The sequence below is a fragment of the Sphingopyxis granuli genome (assembly GCF_001559015.1).
Classification (GTDB): domain Bacteria; phylum Pseudomonadota; class Alphaproteobacteria; order Sphingomonadales; family Sphingomonadaceae; genus Sphingopyxis; species Sphingopyxis granuli.
In genome coordinates this window covers 2,941,701-2,962,063 of record NZ_CP012199.1, presented here as the reverse complement: position 1 = coordinate 2,962,063, position 20,363 = coordinate 2,941,701, and the positions used below count along the sequence as shown (strand labels likewise).

General features: G+C 68.9%; 18 protein-coding genes. All 18 read left to right on the top strand.

Going from position 1 to position 20,363, the window contains the following annotated elements; genetic code table 11:
* Window positions 1-14: 14 nt before the first annotated feature.
* The 18 genes from SGRAN_RS13745 to SGRAN_RS13660 all read left to right on the top strand — a co-directional run bounded on the left by SGRAN_RS13745 (window position 15) and on the right by SGRAN_RS13660 (window position 20,296).
* A complete protein-coding gene (locus tag SGRAN_RS13745) occupies window positions 15-1,547 on the top strand; it encodes an acyl-CoA ligase (AMP-forming), exosortase A system-associated (RefSeq protein ID WP_067184529.1) in 1,533 nt (510 codons plus the stop codon).
* A complete protein-coding gene (locus SGRAN_RS13740; protein ID WP_067184526.1) occupies window positions 1,544-2,773 on the top strand; it encodes a pyridoxal-dependent decarboxylase, exosortase A system-associated in 1,230 nt (409 codons plus the stop codon). The genes SGRAN_RS13745 and SGRAN_RS13740 overlap by 4 nt, the downstream gene beginning before the upstream one ends.
* Before the next feature lie 182 nt (window positions 2,774-2,955).
* The gene (locus SGRAN_RS13735) at window positions 2,956-3,609 is read left to right on the top strand and encodes an XrtA/PEP-CTERM system exopolysaccharide export protein (RefSeq protein ID WP_067111617.1); all 654 of its coding nucleotides are present in this window, start codon (window positions 2,956-2,958) and stop codon (window positions 3,607-3,609) included.
* A 48-nt stretch (window positions 3,610-3,657) separates the two neighbouring features.
* Complete coding sequence (locus SGRAN_RS13730) at window positions 3,658-5,199, top strand: XrtA system polysaccharide chain length determinant (RefSeq protein WP_067111588.1); 1,542 nt, start codon at window positions 3,658-3,660, stop codon at window positions 5,197-5,199.
* Window positions 5,200-5,213: 14 nt separating this feature from the next.
* A complete protein-coding gene (locus tag SGRAN_RS13725) occupies window positions 5,214-6,242 on the top strand; it encodes an AAA family ATPase (RefSeq protein WP_067111585.1) in 1,029 nt (342 codons plus the stop codon).
* Entirely contained in the window at window positions 6,239-7,951 is a 1,713-nt protein-coding gene (locus SGRAN_RS13720; protein ID WP_067184524.1) for a porin family protein, read from the top strand. The genes SGRAN_RS13725 and SGRAN_RS13720 overlap by 4 nt, the downstream gene beginning before the upstream one ends.
* Window positions 7,952-7,974: 23 nt before the next feature.
* Entirely contained in the window at window positions 7,975-9,120 is a 1,146-nt protein-coding gene (locus SGRAN_RS13715) for an XrtA/PEP-CTERM system-associated ATPase (protein WP_067184523.1), read from the top strand.
* Between the two features lie 44 nt (window positions 9,121-9,164).
* Window positions 9,165-10,025: an XrtA system polysaccharide deacetylase gene (locus SGRAN_RS13710; RefSeq protein ID WP_067184521.1), complete on the top strand. Its 861-nt coding sequence runs from the start codon at window positions 9,165-9,167 to the stop codon at window positions 10,023-10,025.
* Window positions 10,022-11,092 (top strand): FemAB family XrtA/PEP-CTERM system-associated protein, encoded by a 1,071-nt coding sequence (locus SGRAN_RS13705; RefSeq protein ID WP_067187093.1) that lies wholly within the window; start codon window positions 10,022-10,024, stop codon window positions 11,090-11,092. Before SGRAN_RS13710 ends, SGRAN_RS13705 begins: the two co-directional genes overlap by 4 nt.
* A 28-nt stretch (window positions 11,093-11,120) precedes the next feature.
* Window positions 11,121-12,329: a TIGR03087 family PEP-CTERM/XrtA system glycosyltransferase gene (locus tag SGRAN_RS13700; RefSeq protein WP_067184519.1), complete on the top strand. Its 1,209-nt coding sequence runs from the start codon at window positions 11,121-11,123 to the stop codon at window positions 12,327-12,329.
* A complete protein-coding gene (gene xrtA, locus SGRAN_RS13695) occupies window positions 12,326-13,807 on the top strand; it encodes an exosortase A (protein WP_067184518.1) in 1,482 nt (493 codons plus the stop codon). Before SGRAN_RS13700 ends, xrtA begins: the two co-directional genes overlap by 4 nt.
* Before the next feature lie 11 nt (window positions 13,808-13,818).
* On the top strand, window positions 13,819-15,714 hold the full coding sequence (locus SGRAN_RS13690; RefSeq protein WP_067184513.1) for an XrtA/PEP-CTERM system amidotransferase: 1,896 nt from the start codon (window positions 13,819-13,821) through the stop codon (window positions 15,712-15,714).
* Between the two features lie 80 nt (window positions 15,715-15,794).
* Complete coding sequence (locus SGRAN_RS13685; protein ID WP_067184511.1) at window positions 15,795-16,994, top strand: GNAT family N-acetyltransferase; 1,200 nt, start codon at window positions 15,795-15,797, stop codon at window positions 16,992-16,994.
* Window positions 16,991-17,857 (top strand): cupin-like domain-containing protein, encoded by an 867-nt coding sequence (locus SGRAN_RS13680; RefSeq protein ID WP_067184509.1) that lies wholly within the window; start codon window positions 16,991-16,993, stop codon window positions 17,855-17,857. The genes SGRAN_RS13685 and SGRAN_RS13680 overlap by 4 nt, the downstream gene beginning before the upstream one ends.
* A 476-nt stretch (window positions 17,858-18,333) precedes the next feature.
* A complete protein-coding gene (gene infA / locus SGRAN_RS13675) occupies window positions 18,334-18,552 on the top strand; it encodes a translation initiation factor IF-1 (RefSeq protein ID WP_010162480.1) in 219 nt (72 codons plus the stop codon).
* A gap of 26 nt (window positions 18,553-18,578) precedes the next feature.
* A complete protein-coding gene (locus SGRAN_RS13670; RefSeq protein ID WP_067184507.1) occupies window positions 18,579-19,151 on the top strand; it encodes a Maf family protein in 573 nt (190 codons plus the stop codon).
* The gene (locus SGRAN_RS13665; protein WP_067184505.1) at window positions 19,144-20,112 is read left to right on the top strand and encodes a ribonuclease; all 969 of its coding nucleotides are present in this window, start codon (window positions 19,144-19,146) and stop codon (window positions 20,110-20,112) included. The genes SGRAN_RS13670 and SGRAN_RS13665 overlap by 8 nt, the downstream gene beginning before the upstream one ends.
* Window positions 20,102-20,296 carry a DNA gyrase inhibitor YacG gene (locus SGRAN_RS13660; protein WP_067184503.1) on the top strand — a complete coding sequence of 65 codons (195 nt, stop codon included), beginning with the start codon at window positions 20,102-20,104 and terminating at the stop codon, window positions 20,294-20,296. The genes SGRAN_RS13665 and SGRAN_RS13660 overlap by 11 nt, the downstream gene beginning before the upstream one ends.
* The last annotated feature ends 67 nt before the right edge of the window (window positions 20,297-20,363 follow it).

The following is a 20,363-nucleotide window of genomic DNA, read 5'->3' as shown; positions in this document are numbered from 1 at the left end:
TCTCCTAACAGCCGATGACCAAGATCGAAAATCCTCCGTCGCATCCGATCGACCATCTTGCGCTGCGCGGCGTTCCCGACGCGCCCGCGCTGCTGATCGGCGAGCGCGTCCTGTCCTTCGCCGACTTCGATGCCGGGGTCGGGCGGCTGGCCGCCTGGCTGCGCGAGCGCGCGGGCGGTCCGGGCGAGCGCGTCGCCAGCTGGGGCGCGAAGACGCGGGCGATCTGCCTGATGCCGCTCGCCGCGGCGCGCGCCGGGCTGATCCATGTGCCCGTCAACCCGCTGCTCAAGGGACCGCAGGTCGCGCATATACTGGCCGACAGCGGTGCGACACTGCTCGTCACCAACGCGCCGCGCGCCGACATGCTCGGCGACGGCCGGCCGGCGGATTGCGCGTTCGAGGATCTGAAGGCCGCCGAAACGGCGATCGATTCGGACGGGCCGGCGCTGCCGCCCTCGCGGGCCGGAACGGACGAACTGGCCGCGATCCTCTACACCAGCGGATCGACCGGACGTCCCAAGGGCGTGATGCTGAGCCACGCCAACCTGTGGCTGGGGGCAGAGAGCGTCGCCTCCTATCTGAAGATCGCGCCCGACGACCGCGTGCTCGCGGTGCTGCCGCTCAGCTTCGACTATGGCCAGAACCAGCTTCTTTCGACCTGGTACGCGGGCGGGGCGGTCGCGCCGCTCGACTATCTGACCCCGCGCGACGTGGTGAAGGCCGTGGCGCGATACCGCGCAACGACGCTGGCGGGGGTGCCGCCGCTGTGGGTGCAACTCGTCGAAAGCGACTGGCCCGCCGATACTGCCGCCCTGCTGCGCCGCCTGACCAACAGCGGCGGCGCGCTGACCCCGACGCTCATCGATGCGATGCGCGCCACCTTTCCGAATGCCGCCATCTACCCGATGTACGGACTGACCGAGGCGTTCCGGTCGACCTGGCTCGACCCGGCGCTCGTGGCGTCGCATCCGACCTCGATGGGCCGTGCGATCCCCCATGCCGAAATCCTGGTGTGCCGCCCTGACGGCAGCGTGACCGACGACGACGAGCCGGGCGAACTGGTGCATTGCGGACCGCTCGTCGCGCAGGGTTACTGGCACGACGCCGAACGCACCGCAGAGCGTTTTCGCCCCGCACCGCCGGCCTCGCGCCATGGCGGCATCGCGGTCTGGTCGGGTGACACGGTGCGCCGCGATGCCGAGGGCCTGCTGACCTTCGTCGGCCGCGACGATGCGATGATCAAGACCGCGGGCAACCGCGTCAGCCCCACCGAGGTCGAGGATGCGGCCGTCGCCTCCGGCCTTGTTTACGAAGCCGTCGCCTTCGGCATCCCCGATGCGCGGCTCGGCGCGGCGATCGTGCTGATCGTGCGCGGCAGGGGGGGGGATGCGGATCGTGACGGGCTGGCGGCGTGGCTGCGCCAGACGCTGCCCAACTTCATGCAGCCGCAGACGATCGAGTGGCGCGACACCCTGCCGCGCAATCCCAACGGCAAGCTCGACCGCGTCGCGATCGCTGCGGACTGGACGCGGCAGGTGGCGGCATGAAGCCGCACGGCCCGATTCCGCCCGGCTTCGCCGCCGACGCCGACGGCATGCTGCTGATCGGGGGCGCGCGCGCGGACCGGCTTGCCGATGCTGCGGGCGACACGCCGCTGTTCGTCTATGTCGGCGCGCTGCTGGCGGCGCGGATCGCCGAATGGCGCGCCGCATTTCCCGAAACGGTGCAGCTTCACTATGCCATGAAGGCGAACCCCTATCCGCCATTGCTCGCCTTCATGGCGGAGCGGGTCGACGGGTTCGACGTCGCCTCGGGCGGCGAATTGCGGGCCGCGCTGGCGAGCGGCATGGCGGCCGAACACATCAGCTTTGCCGGACCCGGCAAGCGCGACCGCGAACTGGAAGCGGCGATCGCGGCGGGCGCGACGCTCAACCTCGAATCGATTGGCGAGGCGACCCGCGCGCTCGCCGTCGCCGCGCGGCTCGGCATCACGCCGCGGCTGGCGGTGCGGGTCAATCCCGACTTCGACCTCAAGGGATCGGGGATGAAGATGGGCGGCGGCGCCAAGCCGTTCGGCGTCGATGCGGCGGAGGTCCCGGCGCTGGTGCGGCGGCTGATCGACGCCGGTGCCGATTGGCGGGGTTTCCACATTTTCGCCGGATCGCAGGCGCTGGACGCCGCCGCCATCGCGGAGACGCAGGGGCAGACGGTGGCGCTCGCGGCGCGGCTGGCGAACGACGTCGGTGCGCCGCCGCCGCTCGTCAACATCGGCGGCGGTATGGGCGTGCCCTATTTTCCTGGCGATACCGCGGTGGATGCTGTGGCGGTCGGCGCCGCACTCGCCGATACGCTGGCGGCGCGCGATCCGGTGCTGGCGACCAGCCGCTTCGCGATGGAACTTGGCCGCTGGCTCGTCGCCGAAGCCGGCGTCTACCTGACGCGGATCGTCGATCGCAAGGTCAGCCACGGCGAAACCTTCCTCGTCACCGATGGCGGACTCCACCATCAACTGGCGGCAAGCGGCAATTTCGGCACCGTGATCCGGCGCAACTATCCGATCGCGCTTGCCAACCGCTTCGGCGGCGAGCCGGCCGAGACGGTGTCGGTAGTGGGCTGTCTGTGCACGCCGCTCGATCGGCTGGGCGATCAGGTTGCGCTACCCGCGGCACAAGTCGGCGATCTTGTTGCGCTTTTTCAGGCGGGCGCCTATGGCGCCACGGCGAGCCCGGCAGCTTTTCTCGGCCAGGGACCGGCGCGCGAAATGCTCGTCTAGACGGCGATTTCTGTTCCGAACAGGGACAGTTTGCGACAAGCGCGGCGCGAACCTACCCCAATACTAACGGTATGTTCACCCTTTTCGAGCATGGCTGACCCTGACGCAATGGATGTCATTGCGGGTTCCGGCGCGTTTCCGGGCCCGCGAGGGCGCCCGGCTATGCGAAAGGTGATATGAACATGCGATCCTTCCCCTCGCTCCGCGCCGCCCGCGCCGCGCTGGTTTCCGGCATCGCCGCGACCGCGCTGACCGGCTGCATGAGCGCCGGAACCGCGCCGCAATTGCCGAGCGCCAATTTCGTCGCGAACCAGGAAGGGCCGGGCGAGGAATATATCATCGGGCCGCTCGACGAACTGCAGATTTTCGTGTGGCGCAATCCGGAACTCGGCGGCAAGGTCCAGGTGCGTCCCGACGGGCGGATCACGACGCCGCTGATCACCGACATGCCCGCGGTCGGCAAGACGCCGACGATGCTTCAGCAGGACATCAAGCTGGCGCTCGGCCAATATATCACCGACCCGATCGTCAGCGTCATCGTCACCAGCTTCAACAGCACCTTCTCGCAGCAGGTGCGCATCGTCGGCGCGACGGAGAAGCCGGCGTCGATTCCCTATCGCGCCAACATGACCGTGCTCGACGCGATGATCGCCGTCGGCGGTCTCGGCGAATATGCCGCGGGCAACAAGGCGCGGCTCGTGCGCTACGATAAGGGAAGCGGCAAGCAGCACGAATATGCTCTGCGCCTCAACGATCTGATCAAGCGCGGCGACATCAAGGCCAATGTGAAGCTTCAGCCGGGCGACGTCATCATCATTCCCGAAAGCATGTTCTGACATGGACGGCCGACCCTGCCCCGCGATCCGAAGGACTGAACCCCGGCGATGAATGGTCTATATGACGAACTGCGGTTGGCGCTGCACAGCGTCTGGACACGCCGGTGGCTGGTGCTGGGCGTCGCCTGGGGTATCTGCATCCTCGGCTGGCTCGCGATCGCCTCGATCCCGAATCGCTACGATTCGCGGGCGCGCCTGCTCGTCGACATCAACCAGATCCTGCCCGACGATACGACCGCCGGTTTCGGCGGCCGTCAGCGGATCGATCAGATTCGCGAGACGCTGACCAGCGCGCGCAACCTCGAAAAGGTCGCGGTGACGACGGGCTTGCTGCCCGTCGGCGCGGGCGAGCGCGAGCGGGCCGGGGCGGTCGGCATGTTGCAGAAGAGCATCAAGATCGTTCCGCAACAGGATAATATCTTTGAGATCACGTCGAGCGTCGCCGTCGGCAGCCTGTCGGATGCCGACAATGCCAAGCTGGCTTCGGGGGTACTCGACAGCCTGATAACCGTTTTCCGTGATGACCAGTTGCGCGGCGGGCGCATGAACGCGCGCGAGGGGCTGAAATTCCTCGATTCGCAGATCGCCGACCGGGAAAAGGCGCTGCGCGAGGTCGAGGGTCGGCGCGCGGCCTTCGAGGCGCAGAACATCGGGCTGATTCCCGCCGGCGCCGGCTCGCCCGCGCAGCGCGTCGAAGCGGCGCGCGCCGAACTTGGTCAGATCGACACGCAGCTCGTTGCCGCGCAGGCTGCGCTTGCCGCGACCAACGGCCAGCTCGCCTCGACCCCGGCGACGATCAACGTGCCGGGTCTCGGTGCCACCGGCGGCGGCGTCGCGCGCCAGCAGTTGGCGGGCGCGCAGGCCGAACTGTCGGCGATGCGCGCGCGCGGGCTGACCGATGCGCACCCCGACGTCGTCGCGCTCAAGAGCCAGATCGCCTCGCTGAAGGCGCAGGCGGATCGCGAAGGCAGCGGCGGAAGCGCCGGCAACGCGCAGAACCCGGCTTATGGTTCGCTCGCCGCCATGCGTGCCGAGCGGCAGGCCACCGTCAGCGCGCTGAGCGCGCGCAAGGCGCAACTGACCGCCGATATCGCCAGGATCACGTCGCAGCAGATCCAGAATCCCGGCATCGCGGCGGAATATGACCGGATCAACGGCGAGTATACCGCGCTCAAGGCACAATATGACAAGCTGCTCGGGCAGCGCGAGCAGGTGCGCCTCCGCGGCGACGTGCAGACGGAAACCGACGCGATCCGCGTCGAGCTGCTCGATCCGCCGACCAAGCCGACCAGCCCCGCCGCGCCCAATCGCCCGCTGTTCCTGACCGGCGTCCTGCTCGCGGGTCTTGCCGGCGGCATCGGCGTGGCCTTTGGCCTCGCGCAGGTCCGCACCAGCTACGCGACGGCGGGCAAGCTCGAACGCGCAAGCGGACTGCCGGTGATCGGCTCGATCACCGAGGTGGTGACGCCCGAACGGCATGTCGAACGACGCAAGCGATTGATGTGGCTCGCGGGCGGGGCGGGCGCGCTCGTCGGCCTCTACGCCCTGCTGCTCGTCGCCGAGTTCGTCCAGCGCGGCATGGTCGCGTGAGCGGGGAGAAGGACATGAACGACCAACGCCCCGTCAAGCGCCCGCCGTCGCTGCTCGAACGCGCCGCCGACATGTTCGGCCTCGACCCCGCGGCGAACGCGCCGACGATCGACGTATCGAAGCTGCCGCCCGAGCCCGAGAAGAAGAAGGCGAAGGCCCGGCCGGCGCCCGCCGCCGAAACGCCGCAGGCGGAGGCATTGCCTCCCGAAGCCGTGGTCGAGGCCGCCCCCGCGATCGATCCCGCGCCGGCGAAACCTTCGCCGCGCAAGGAGGTCGCCAAGGCCGCGCCCGCCGTCGTGCCGACGCGCCAGGGGACGATTGACCGCGAGCGGCTTGCCGCGCGCGGCATGATCGTGCCCGGCGCGCCCGTCACCGGGATCGCCGAGGAATATCGTATCGTGAAGCGCGAGTTGATCCGCAACTTCGCGGGAACGGCGAACCGCCCGGTCGTGCCGCGCGGCCACCGCGTGCTGATCGCTTCGGCCAATCCGGGCGAGGGCAAGACCTTCTCCGCGGTCAATCTCGCGCTCAGCCTCGCGGTCGAGGCCGATCATGACGTGCTGCTCGTCGATGCCGACATCGCGAAGCCGAGCGTGCTCGAAACGCTGGGGCTGGAGGATGGGCCGGGCCTGATGGACGCGCTCGCCGATCCGCATCTGACGCTCGGCGATTGCCTGATCCAGACCGACATTCCGGGGCTGAAGGTCATGCCTGCCGGAACGCAGCATACGCACGATACCGAACTGCTCGCCTCCGCGCGCACAGAGGCGCTGATCGCCCAGCTCGAAGCGGGTGCGCCGGGGCGCATCATCATCTTCGATTCGCCGCCGGTGCTGGCGGCATCGCCGGCCGCGGTGCTCGCCGGCCATGTGGGGCAGCTCATCATGGTCGTGCGCGCCGACGAAACGCTCGAATCGGCACTGCGCGACGCGATCGGACTGATGGGCGCCTGCCCGCACGTCCAGTTGCTGCTCAACGGCGTCAAATATTCACCGGGCGGTCGCCGCTTCGGCACCTATTACGGACAGGGAGGCGCGTCATGATGCGCACAACCAGCTTGCGCCGCGTGGGCGCGATCGCAGCGCTGCTGCTCGCCGGCACCGCGACCGGCGCGCACGCGCAATTTTCGGGTGATGGCGGTCCGGGGGCGAGCGATGCTCCCGCTGCCGGCGCGTCCACCGCCTCGGAGCCGGGCCAGCGCCGCGGCGAGCGGTCGCGCGGGCAGAAAACGATCGACGTGACGCCCTATCTCGAAATCGGACAGGTGCTGACCGCCGAGCTCAAGGGCGGCGGCGATGTCCTGACCTATACGACCGTTGCGGCCGGGGTCGACGCCGCGATCGTCACCCGCCGCGCCGAGCTGGCGGCGACGCTGCGCTACGAGCATCAGTTCGCCGAATCGCGCGGCTACAGCGATCAGGATATCATCAGCGGTCTCGCGCGCGGGCGGCTCGAACTCGTGCGCGGCCTCAACCTCGAAGGCGGGGCGCTCGCGACGCGAACGCGTGCCGACGGGCAGGGCGCCGACAACGGCATCTTCAACGGCCGCGCCAGCAATGTCGCCAACCTCTATTCCGTATATGCCGGCCCGACGTTGGTCCAGCGTATCGGCGATCTTGACGTCGGGGCGGGCTATCGCTTCGGTTACACCAAGGTCGATGTCGAAGCGCCCGCGCTGCTGCCCGGCGGCGCTGCACGGCAGAATGTCTTCGACAGTTCGACCAACCACGTGGCATGGGCCAGCATCGGCCAGCGGCCGGGTGATCTGCCCTTCGGCTGGCAGCTTTCGGGCGGCTACGAACGCGAGGATGCAAGCCAACTAGACCAGCGCTTCGAAGGCAAATATGCACGCGCCGACGTTACCGTCCCGATCGGTCCGACAGTAGCACTGCTCGGCGGAATCGGCTATGAGGACATCGAGATCGGTCAGCGCGACCCCGTGCTCGACACGAACGGCATTCCCGTCCTCGACGCTAATGGTCGCTACATCACCGACAAATCGAGCCCGCGTCAGCTTTCCTTCGATACCGATGGACTGATCTGGGACGCGGGCGTCATGTGGCAGCCGAGCCGCCGCACCTCGCTGACCGCGCGCATCGGCCGCCGTTATGGCGACACCATCTATACCGGCAGTTTCACCTATCGTCCCGATCACGCGACGCTGGTGCAGGTCGGCGTCTATGACGGCCTCTCCAGCTTCGGACGCGGGCTGTCGGGCGGTCTTGCCGCGCTGCCGACCCAGTTCGATCCGACGCGCAACCCGGTAGGCGGCGACATCAATCCCTGCGTCTTCGGCCAGCAGAGCGCCGGATGCCTCAATCCGCAACTCGGCAGCGCAACAGCGTTCCAGTTCCGCAGCCGCGGCGTTCAGGCGATGTACTCTTCGCGCTACGGGCGTTGGACCTATGGCGTCGGTATCGGCTATGACCAGCGCCGCCTGCTGGCACCGGCGCTGTCGGCGATCGCCGATTTCGACGGCGTGAAGGATGAAAGCTATTATCTCTTCCTGTCGGCGGGCCGCGAACTCGGCACCGATGCAAGCCTCAGCCTTGCGGGTTACGTCAACTATTTCGACAATGGCACGCCGGGGGTCGGCGATGTGCGGTCGGGGGGGGTTTCGGCGGCTTATTCGCGTAGATTCTGGCGCGGGTTGACCGGAACCGCGGCGGCGGCGCTGAATGCCTTCGACCAGGATGGCTTCAACAGCCAGCTTATCGGTTCGGCGCTCGTCGGCCTGCGCTATAATTTCTGATCCAGACTCCCGGGGATAGAGCGATGTACGATCAATTTTACGGCTTCAGCGGGCGCCCGTTCCAGCTCACGCCCGACCCGGCCTTCTATTTCGAGAGCGGCACGCACCGCAAGGCGATGTCCTACCTGGGCTATGGCCTGGCGCAGGGCGAGGGGTTCATCGTCATCACCGGCGATGTCGGCGCGGGCAAGACGACGCTGGTCGGCCACCTGATGAACACGATCGACGCCAACCGGCTGACCGCGGTCAAGCTGGTGTCGACGCAGGTCGAGGGCGATGATCTGCTGCGCCTGGTCGCCGAGCAGTTCGGCCTGGAGTGGGAAGGGCAGAGCAAGGCCGAACTGATCCGCGCGATGGAACAATATCTGCGCGAGCAGGCGCGCGCGGGCCGCCGCACGCTGCTGATCGTCGACGAAGGGCAGAATCTCGCCATCTCCGCGCTCGAAGAACTGCGGATGCTGTCGAACTTCCAGCTCGGCGGACATTCGCTGCTCCAGATTTTCCTGCTCGGCCAGCCCGAGTTCCGCCAGACCCTGTTCCATTCGCCGACGCTCGAACAGTTGCGCCAGCGCGTGATCGCGACGCATCACCTCGACCCGATGGAGCCCGAGGAGGTCGAGCCCTATATCCTGCACCGGCTGGGCAAGGTCGGCTGGACGGGCAACCCGAGCTTCAGCCCCGAGGCGTTCGAGCTGATCTTCGATTACAGCGGCGGCGTGCCGCGCAAGCTGAACGTGCTGGTCAGCCGCCTGCTGCTGTTCGGCGCGGTCGAGGAACTGCACCGGATTTCGGGGCATCATGTCCGCAGCGTGATCGCCGAGATCGAGGCCGACCGCGGCATCGACGAAGCGACGCTGGCGCCGGCGCCGGTCGAGGAGGTCGTGGAACTTGCCGCTGCGATGGCACCCGTCGCCGTGCCCACGGCGCCGACGGAATGGCCGCCGGCCACGCCCGACGCGGCGCCCTTTGCCGCGCCGGCCCCTGCCGACCCGCCGGCGGTCGATCCCGAGCAGCTTGCCGCCCTGCACGAGCAGATCGCGCGGCTCGAGGCGCGCATCTCCGAACAGGACGACGCGCTGCGCCGGGTGCTTGACCTGCTGATCGAATGGGTCGAGCGCGATCCCGAGAATGCGCCCAATCCGGCGCGGTCGCAGGTATGGGCGGCCTGACGCAGCCATGATTCCCGGCTATGGGGTCGATGAGGTGAAAAACGATGCGGAACGGCCTGTCGGTCGATGTCGAGGACTGGTTCCAGGTCGGCGCCTTTGAGCGCACGATCGACCGCGCCGACTGGCCGACGCTCGAATGCCGGGTCGAGGCGAATTGCGACGCGGTGCTGCAGATGTTCGCCGAAGCCGGCGTCCACGGCACCTTCTTCACGCTGGGCTGGGTCGCCGAGCGCTACCCCGCGCTGATCCGGCGGATCGTCGCGGCGGGACACGAACTGGCGAGCCACGGCTACGACCACAAGCGCGTCTTTCAGATGAGCGCCGACGACTTCGCCGCGGACCTGAAAAAGGCGCGCGCGATCCTCGAGGACCTGGGCGGCGTCGCGGTGCGCGGCTATCGCGCGCCGAGCTTTTCGATCGACGCGCGCACGCCGTGGGCCCACCCGATCCTCGCTGAACAGGGCTATGCCTATTCGAGCAGCGTCGCGCCGGTCGTCCACGATCATTATGGCTGGCCGCAAAGTCCGCGCCACGCATGGCGGCCGGTCGCGGACAGCGACCTTGTCGAATGGCCGGTGACGACGGCGCGCGCCTTCGGCCGAACGCTCGCGGCGGGCGGCGGCGGCTTCATGCGCCTGCTGCCCTATGGCTTCACGCGCTGGGCGATCCGGCGGATGAATGCCGAGGGGCATCCGGCCATCCTGTATTTTCACCCGTGGGAGATCGACCCCGGCCAGCCGCGCGTGACCGACGCGCCGCTGAAATCGAAGATACGGCATTACAGCGGCTTGTCGGCCATGGCTGGCAAGCTGAAGCAACTGCTCGCCGATTTCGAATGGACGCGGGCCGATGCGCTGCTTCCCGCGCAGCAGGAACGCGCGCGGCCGTGGCGCGCAGCGGCATGAACGCCCCCAACCATCCAGCCGCAGCGCCGGGCGTTTCGGCCGCGCCGCTTGGCGAAGCGACGGCATGGGACGCCTATGTCGCGGCGCATCCCGCCGCGACGCCTTTCCACAGCCGCATGTGGTGCGACGCAGTGACCGCGGCGACGGGGCATCGGTGCCACCTGGTCGCGGCGCGCGACGCGACAGGGGCGCTGACCGGCATCCTGCCGCTTCATCATGTCCGATCGGCGCTGTTCGGGCAGGCGCTCGTCGCGACCGGCTTTGCCGTCGATGGCGGGATATTGGCGGACGATGCCGCCGTCGCGGCGACGCTGGCAGACGGGGCGGCCGATGTCGCGCGGTCGCTGGGCGTGCCTTCGGTCGAATTGCGCGGCGGCGTGCTGCCCATGGCGGAGGGATGGATGCGCGAGGACGGCGTCTACGCCGGTTTCGCGCGCGATCTGGCGGCCGACGATGCCGCAGAACTGCTCGCCATCCCGCGCAAGCAACGCGCCGAGGTGCGCAAGGTGCTCGAAAGCGGCCTGACGGTGACGACAGGCCGGGACGCCGCCGAACGGCGCGACCATTATCGCGTCTATGCGACGAGCGTGCGCAATCTGGGGACGCCGGTTTTTCCGAAACGATTGTTCGACGCGGTCCTCGATGCCTTCGGCGACGATGCCGACATATTGACCGTGCGCGAGGATGGCCGCGCGGTGGCGAGCGTGCTCAGCCTCTACTGGCGCGGCGCGGTGATGCCCTATTGGGGCGGCGGGCTGGCCGAGGCGCGGGCGCTGCGCGCGAACGAACTGATGTATTATGCGCTGATGCGGCATGCGCGCGCAAAGGGCTGCACGCGCTTCGATTTCGGCCGATCGAAAGTCGGCACCGGGCCGTTCGCCTACAAGAAGAACTGGGGGTTCGAGCCGCGACCGCTCGTCTATGCGCGCTGGCTGGCGCCGGGCGAGACGCCGCGCGATACCAATCCCACCAGCGCGAAATACCGGTTGCAGGTCGATCTGTGGAAGAAACTACCGCTGTGGGCCGCCAACCGCATCGGACCGCTGATCGCGCGGGGGTTGGGATAGATGCTTGCCCCTCGACGGCCTTTTCCCGATGGCTGAGGTCCTGTTCCTGGTGCATCGCGCGCCGTGGCCGCCCGATCGCGGCGACCGGATCAGAAGCTGGCACATGTTCGAGGCGCTGGCAAAATGGGCGCCGGTGCATGTTGCCGCGCTCGCCGACGATGCGGCGGATGCAGCGGTAGCGCGTGAGAAAATGACCCCGCTTTGCAAAAGTTTGGCAATCGAGGTTCGCAAGGTGTCGCGACCGGTGGCGCTGGCGCAGGCCGTGCTGCGCGGCGAGCCGGTTTCGAACCGGCTGTTCCGCAGCGGCGCGCTTGCCGCGCATGTGCGCGGGCTTCTCGCGAGTGGCCGGGTCACGCATATCGTGGGGTTTTCGGGCCAGATGGCGCAATATCTGCCAACACGGTTCGACGGTCCGGTCATCATGGATTTCGTCGATGTCGATTCGGCCAAATTCGCCACTTACGCACAGCAGGACGCGCGCCAGCCGCTCCACTGGATTCATGCGCGCGAAGCACGGGTGCTTGGCGCCTATGAAGCCAAGGTCGCGCGCAGCGCCGATGCCAGTCTGTTCGTCAGCGAGGCGGAGGCGGCGCTGTTCCGCCGGCAAAGCGAGGTCGATGCCGACAAGGTGCACGCGGTCGAGAACGGTATCGACACCGATCGCTTCGATCCCGCGCTGCCGCTGGCCGAAGTCGGGGCGGGCGAGGGGCCGCTTGCCGTGTTCACCGGCCAGATGGATTATCGCCCCAATGTCGATGCGGTAAGCTGGTTCGCGGCCGATATCCTGCCGCTGATCCGGCGACGGCATCCGCAGGCGCGTTTCGCGATCGTCGGCCGGGCGCCGACCGATACGGTGCGCGCGCTCGAAGGCCAGCCCGGCGTCACCGTCACCGGCGAGGTGCCCGACGTGCGGCCGTGGCTGGCCGCCGCCGACGCCGTAGTCGCGCCGCTGCTGCTGGCGCGCGGGGTGCAGAACAAGCTGCTCGAGGCGATGGCGATGGCGCGGCCCGTCGTCGCCAGCGCCGCCGCCGCGACGGGGATCGACGCGGTCCCCGGCGATCAGTTGCTGGTCGCCGACGATGCTGCGGCGATGGCCGATGCGGTCGTCCGCCTGTTCGACGATCCGCAGGCGGCCGCGGCGATGGGCGCCGCCGCGCGCGCGCGGATGATCGCGCGCTATGGCTGGGACGCGCGGCTGGCCCCGCTCCGCGATCTGCTGGGACTGACGACGCGATGACGGTGTGGCGGAGACATCTGGCCGCGCTGGCATTGCTGGCGGGAGCGATCCTTGCGCTTTTCGCGCGCGATCTGGCCGATCTGGCCGGTATCTGGTGGCATAGCTCCACCTTCACCCATTGCCTGCTGATGGTGCCGATGATCGGCTGGCTGGTGGCGCAGCGTTGGCCGCAACTGAAGACGCTGACGCCGGCCTTCTGGTGGCCGGCGGTCGGCTGGCTCGCGGGCGCGGCATGCGTCTGGCTGGTCGGCGAGGCGGCGGGGGTGGCGCTGCTGCGACAGTTGGGCCTTGTGCTGATGCTGCAGGGAGCGGTCGGCGCGACGCTCGGCGAAAAGGCGGTTCGCGCGCTGCTCTTTCCGCTCGGTTATGCGCTGCTCCTTGTGCCGTTCGGCGAGGAACTGGTGCCGCTGCTCCAGACGCTTACCGCGCATATCAGCGTCGCGCTGCTGCATCTGGCGGGGCTCGAAGCGCATATGGAGGGCGTGTTCATCACGACGCGCGCCGGTTTCTTCGAGGTGGCCGAAGCCTGCTCGGGGGTCAATTTCCTGATCGCGATGCTCGCCTATGCGGTGTTCGCGGCGCATCTTTGTTTCCGAAGCTGGCCGCGGCGCGTCCTGTTCGTCGCCATCGCGCTGGCCGCGACGGTTCTCGCCAACGCGCTGCGCGCCTGGGGTACGATGGTCGCCGCCGAAATCTGGGGAATCGAGCGCGCGGCAGGGATCGACCATATCTTCTATGGCTGGATCTTCTTCGGTCTGGTGATTCTGGCGGTGATGCTGGGCGCGCGCCGCTGGTTCGACCGCCCGGCCGGCGATGCGGCGGTCGACGTCTCGCGGCTCGGCGGGCCTGTGCGCTATCGCGGCGACGGCCGGGCCATCCTGCCGGTCGCGCTGGCGATCCCGTTGCTGTTCATCGGCTGGGCGGCGCTGGTCGGCGGGCGTTCGGCGCCGCTGCCGGCGACGATGCCGGTCGAGACGCCCGCCGGCTGGCATGCGGCGGCGGCGGCGGAGGGCCTGCCGTGGGTGCCGCGTTTCGACGGCGCCGACCAGCGCCTGCTGCGCCATTTCGCCGATGCGAAGGGGCGCCGCGTTGCGGTCGCGGTCGGCGGTTACGAGCGGCAGGCCGAGGGGCGCGAGGTCGTCGCTTTCGGGCAGGGGGCGGTCGATCCCGCCAGCAAATGGGCATGGAGCGCGGCGCTTGCCCCGGTGGACGGCGGCCGGACCGAGCGGCTGCTCCACCCCGGCCCGGTGCTCCGCGACGCCGCGACCTGGTATGTCGTCGACGGGCGCGCGACCGGCAGCGCGCGCGCGGCGAAGCTGGCCGGGCTGCGCGCGCGGCTGCTCGGCGGCGACCCGCGCGCGCTGTCGCTGATCGTGTCGAGCGAGGCGGGGCAGGGCGGGCGCGATGCGATCGCCGATTTCCTTTCCGCGTCGGGCGGAGCGCAGGCGATGGCTGACCGCGCCCTCGAAAACCGCTAAGGCCCTGATCCATGTGTGGGATCGCGGGCATCTATCATCTCGAAACGGCGAAGCCCGTCGACCCGGCGCGCGTGCGTGCGATGCTGCACCCGATGGCGCATCGCGGCCCCGACGGGTCGGGCGACTGGACCGCGCCGGGGGTCGGGCTCGGCCACCTGCGCCTGTCGATCATCGACATCGCGGGCAGCCCGCAGCCGATGGCGAGCGACGACGAGGCGGTGACGCTGACCTATAACGGCGAAATCTATAATTTCCGCGCGCTGCGCGCCGAACTGGAGGATCGCGGCCATCGGTTCCGCACCAGCGGCGATACCGAGGTCATCATCGCCGCGTGGCGGCAATGGGGGCCCGATTGCCTGTCGCGACTCAACGGCATGTTCGCCTTTGCGATCCACGACCATGTGCGCGGCTGCCTGTTCCTCGCGCGCGACCGGCTGGGCGTGAAGCCGCTGCATTATGCGCGCCTGTCCGACGGTTCGATCGCCTTTGCGTCCGAGCTCAAGGGGCTGCTCCGCCACCCGCTGCTGCGCTGCGAGGCGAAGCTGACGGCGGTCGAGGATTATCTCGCCTTCGGCTATGTTCCCGACGACAGTTGCATCGTCGCGGGGGTCGAGAAACTGCCCGCCGGCCACTATCTGATGCTCGAACGCGGCAAGGCCGTTCCCGCGCCGTCCTGCTGGTGGTCGCCCGATTTCTCGAACCGCATCCGCGCCAGCGAAGGCGAGGCGGCCGAGCATCTCGTCCACCTGATGCGCGCCGCCGTCACCGACCGGATGGTCGCCGACGTGCCGCTGGGCGCCTTCCTGTCGGGCGGGGTCGACAGCAGCGCGGTCGTCGCGCTGATGGCGGAGGCGAGCGCGCGGGCGGTCAGGACCTGCACCATCGGTTTCGACCAGGCGGCGCTCGACGAGACCGCCTATGCGCAGCAGATCGCCGAGCGGTTCGCCACCGACCATCGCACGCGTACCGTCGCGGCGGCCGACTTTGCGCTGGTCGACCGCATCGCCGACATGTTCGACGAACCCTTCGCCGATGCGAGCGCGCTGCCCACCTACCGCGTGTGTGAACTGGCGCGCGAGGAGGTGACGGTCGCGCTGTCGGGCGACGGCGCGGACGAGGCGTTCGCGGGCTATCGCCGGCTGGTGTTCCAGCATCAGGAGGAACGGCTGCGCGCGATGATCCCGGCGGTGCTGCGGCGCAACCTGCTCGGCCCGCTCGCGCGCGTCTGGCCGCAGATGGACTGGGCGCCGCGCCCGCTGCGTGCCCGCGCGACGCTCGCCGGCCTGTCGAAAGGCGGCGCCGAAGCCTATGCCGAGGCGGTCGGCGTCACCGGCCCCGACCAGCGCGCGCGCCTGTTCAACGACGCCGCGAAACGGGCGCTCGGCGATCATGTCGCCGAGGCGCGCTATTGGAAAGCCATGGTCGAGGCGCCGGCGCGCGAGCGGCTCGACCGCGCGCAATATGCCGATCTGAAGATCTGGCTGCCCGGCGACATCCTGACCAAGACCGACCGGATGAGCATGGCGGTCAGCCTGGAGGCGCGCGAGCCGCTGCTCGACTATCGCCTCGTCGAATTCGCCGCGGCGCTGCCCGCCGCGATGCGCGTCAAGGGCGGAACGGGCAAGGCGATCCTCAAGCAGGCGATGGAGCGCTATCTGCCGCACGACATCCTCTATCGCCCGAAGATGGGGTTCGTGACGCCGGTGTCGCACTGGTTCCGCGGGGCGCTCGCCGATCAGGCGCGCGCGCTCGCGACCTCGTCGACGCTGGCGCGGTCGGGCTGGTTCGACATGGCGGAAATCGAACGCATCGTCGCCGCGCACCAGGCGGGCCGCCGCGATCACGGCCGGCTGATCTGGCAGTTCTTCATGCTCGAGAAGTCGCTGGCGAAGCTGTTCGGATTGTGACGGCTGAAGATCGGCCTACGGAAAATCCGTCGCATGAATCGCCACGTCATCTTAACGACTTGCTGTCAGGCTCGCCGCCGATGACGGTCTATCCCGCCTTTCCGGCCCACGATGTGGCGACGCACGAGGACGCCGCGCCGCTGGCGGTGCGCGTCGTCGATCCGCTGTCGCTATCGCCCGAACTGGCGGCGGCATGGGACGCGCTGGCGGACGACGCGAGCGAGCCCAACCCCTTTGTCGAACGCTGGTGCCTGCAGCCCGCGCTCCACCTGCTCGACCCCGAACGGCGGGCGCGGCTGGTGATGGTGCGCGACGGCGACGGCGGGCCGGTGATCGGCGTGATGCCGCTCGCGCCGGCGGACCGGTACGGCCGCCTGCCGCTGCGCCATGCGATCGGCTGGGCGCACCCCAACCATTTCCTGGGCCTGCCGCTGGTCCGCGCGGGATTCGAGCGGCTGTTCTGGTCGATCCTGCTCGGCTGGTGCGATGCCGCGCCCTGGGCGAGAACGCTGGTCCACCTGCCGCGCCTGACCGAGGACGGGCCGCTGCACCGCGCGCTCGCCGATGTGGCGCAGGGGCGCGGCCGTGCGGTCGAAATCGTCCACCGCGAGGAACGCGCGCTGCTCGACAGCCGCCTGTCGCCCGACGCCTATTGGCAGGCCGCGGTGCGCGCCAAGAAGCGCAAGGAACTGCGACGACAGACGAAGCGTCTCGCGGATCAGGGCGAGCTTGCCTTTCGCCGCTGGCGGCCGGACGAACCGCTCGACCCGTGGATCGACGCTTTCCTCGACCTCGAGATGCGCGGCTGGAAGGGGCGCGCCGGATCGGCGCTCGCGAGCCATGGCGAGACCGAGGCCTGGTTTCGCGCGACGCTGGCGGGCGCTGTCGCCGCCGACCGGCTCGCGATGAGCGCGCTCGATCTCGACGGCCGGCCGCTCGCGATGCTGATCCATTTCCTCTGCCCACCCGGCGGCTTCTCGTTCAAGACGGCGTTCGACGAGGCTTATGCGCGCTTCTCCCCCGGGGTCCTCCTCCAGCGCGAGAATCTCGACCTGCTCGCCGATCCGGCGATCGACTGGGTCGACAGTTGCGCGGTGCCGCATCATCCGATGATCGACAGCATCTGGCGCGAGCGCCGGCGGCTGGTCTGGGTCAATGTGCCGCTGTCCGCCGCGCCCGATCGCTGGCGCTTCGACGCGCTGACCCGGATCGAGGCGATCTGGCGGCGCTGGAAGCGCCCGCATTCCACCCCTTCCGACGCAATACAGGACCCGTCATGACCATGCATCAGGCGATCGCCACTCCGATCTTTCCCGCCGAGACGCTCGACCGCATGGCCGAACTCTATCCCTCGCAGGCCGGATTGCTGCACCATCGGCTCGATGAGCATCCGTTGCTGTCGCTGGGCGCGCTGGCGACGCTCGGCGAGAGCCTGCCCGCGGGGCAGGTCGAATATAATCCCGGCGACCTGCCGGTCGGCATCCGGCCCGAGGACGTCCCGTCGAACGGCCTGTCGATCGGCGAGACGATCCGCACCATCGAGACCAACCGGAGCTGGGCGGTGCTCAAGAATATCGAGACGGAGGCCGGCTACCGCGCGTTGCTGATGGACCTGCTCGGCGAGCTCGAACCGGTCGTCGCACCGCGCACCGGCGCCATGCTGATGCCGCAGGGCTTTCTCTTCATCTCGTCGCCCAGGTCGATCACCCCCTATCATTTCGATCCCGAGCACAACATCCTGCTGCAACTGCGCGGTCGCAAGGTGATGCACGTCTGGCCCGCGGGGGACGAACGCTTCGCCGACCGGCGCGAGCATGAGCGCTATCACACCGGCGGCCATCGCAACCTGCCGTGGCAGGACGCCTTTCGCGGCGGCGAGCAACAGGTGCCGCTCGGCCCCGGCGACGCGGTGCTGGTGCCGGTGATGGCCCCGCATTTCGTCGCCAACGGCGATGCGCCGTCGATCTCGCTATCGATCACCTGGCGCAGCGAATGGAGCTATCGCGAGTCCGAGGCGCACGCCGCCAACGCGCTGCTGCGGCGTCTGGGGCTCGATCCCGCGATGCCGCCGCGCTGGCCGGACTATGCGCGCGCAAAGACGGTGGGCTGGCGCATCGCGCGGAAACTCAAGCTGGTGTCATGATGATTTGCCTCACGCAAAGGCGTAAATAAAGGCGACTGCCGGTATGTTTAGAAATCTTGTCATTCCCGCGAAAGCGGGAATCCAGCGTGGGGTCAGCCGACGCATACCCTGGATTCCCGCTTTCGCGGGAATGACAAAGGTGGGGAAGGCAGGCGAATGTCCGCTTCCCACCCCAAAGCCGGCGTCCTCGCTTGCGTTTGCAATCGATATAATCGCCAAATAAAAGATCTCACACAAAGACACAAAGAGGGCGACTGCGCTCCGCGACATCGTGCATGATGCGCGCAGCGCTTTAAAAAACGGCCGCCTGCGGCGGCAAGCACGCTTGCAAGGCGGCGCACCCTCTTTGCGTCTTTGCGTGAAGCAAATTCTTCATGCCTTCAGCGTGAAGGCCACCCCCGCGACAGATGGCTTTCCATTGCGCCGATTTGGCGTTATGGGCGCGCATCCGAATATTTCGAGCCCCCAGAGGATAGATGGCGAAAGAAGAACTTCTGGAAATGCGCGGCCAGGTGGTCGAACTGCTGCCGAACGCGATGTTTCGCGTCAAACTGGAAAACGACCACGAGATTCTGGGCCACACGGCCGGCAAGATGCGCAAGAACCGCATCCGCGTGCTGGTGGGCGACGAGGTGCTTGTCGAACTCACCCCCTATGACCTGACCAAGGGTCGGATCACCTATCGCTTCAAATGAGCGGTGCGGCGACGATGCCCGCCCCCATGCGACATCTGGTCCTCGCTTCGACATCGCCGCGCAGGCGCGAGCTGCTGGCGCGGATCGGCCTGACGCCGTCGCGCATCGTCGCCCCCGAGATCGACGAGACGCCGCTGAAGGGCGAGAGCCCGCGCGCCTATGTCGCGCGCCTCGCCGAAAGCAAGGCGTGCGCGGTCGAGCGGGCGGCGGACGAGGTCGTGCTCGCCGGCGACACGACGGTCGCGGTCGGTCGCCGCATTCTCGAAAAGCCGGCCGACGAGGCGGATTTGCGCCGCATGCTGGCGCTGCTGTCGGGACGCCGGCACCATGTTTATTCGGGCGTCTGCGTCGTCGATGCCGATGGCAGGGCGCGGGCGCGTGTTGCCGACACCGTCGTCGCCTTCAAGCGGCTGACCCCTGCCGAGATCGACTGGTATGTCGCGAGCGGCGAGGGCATGGGGAAGGCGGGCGGCTATGCGATCCAGGGGCGCGCCGAAATCTTCGTCCGCTTCCTGTCGGGAAGCCATTCGAACGTCGTCGGCCTGCCGCTCTTCGAGACGCGGGCGCTGCTGACCGCCGCAGGCATTCCGCTTGGCTGAGTGGCTTTATGAGGCCGGGATCGGCGAGGCGCGCGCCGCGCTGGTCGAGGACGGCCACATCGTCGAGGCGCGGATCGAGCGCGAATGCGAGGGACCGCGTGTCGGGGCGATCCTGACGGCACGGCTCGTCGAACCGGGCCGGCTGGCGCTCGACGCGCCGGGCGAGCCGGTCGCGACGATCGCCGCGCCGGGCGTCCCGCTCGGCAGCCGCCTGACGGTCGAGATCATCCGCATGGCGCTGCGCGAGCGCGGCCGCGACAAGCCGGCGCGCGCGCGGCTGGCGGATGACGGTGCCCGGCCGTCGGCGGGCCCCGACCTGCGCGCGCGGATCGCCGCCACCGGAGCTCCCGTCGCCGATCTGCCCGCGACCGGGCCCGACCGGCTCGAAGAGGCCGGCTGGTCCGAATTGATCGACCGCGTCCGCACGGGATACTGGCCTTTTGCGGGCGGGGCGCTGTGGGTCGATGCGACCCCGGCGATGCTGCTGATCGATATCGACGGCGAAGGCGACGCCTTCGCGCTCGCGAAGGGCGGCGCGGCTGCGGCGGTGCATGTCGTGCGCTGCTGCGACGTCGGCGGCGCGATCGGCATCGACTTTCCGTCCTTGCCCGGGCGTGCCGAGCGGCAGGCGATCGACGGGCTGATCGACGCCTTGCTGCCGCAGCCTTTCGAGCGCACCGCGGTCAACGGTTTCGGTTTTCTTCAGATCGTGCGGCGGCGCGAACGGCCGTCGCTGATCGAGCAGGTGCGATTCGACCCGGTTGCGACCGACGCGGCGTTGCTGCTGCGGCAGGCGGGGCGCGCGGTGGGAACGGGAGCGCTGCAACTTGTGACGCGCCCGGCCGTTGCCGAATGGATCGGCGCGCATCCGCACTGGATCGATGCCTTGCAGAAGCAGAGCGGACGCGCCGTGGCGGTCGTCGCCGATGCGCAGGTAAAAGGAGCGGGCCATGCCCAATGAACGTTCGGCGAGGGCGCGGCGCTGCCCGCTGTGCGGCAAGCCGCGCGACGAGGCCTACAAGCCCTTCTGCAGCCGCGGCTGCCGCGATCGCGACCTCAACGCGTGGTTCGGCGAAGGCTATCGGGTGCCCGTCGACCAAGCCCCGGACGGCGGCGCCGACGGCGGCCGGCAAAGCGAAGATTGAGGGGCGCGACGGACGCCACAAAGGCTCTGGACAGGATCGAAAGCCCTGCCTATAGCCGCCGCTCTCC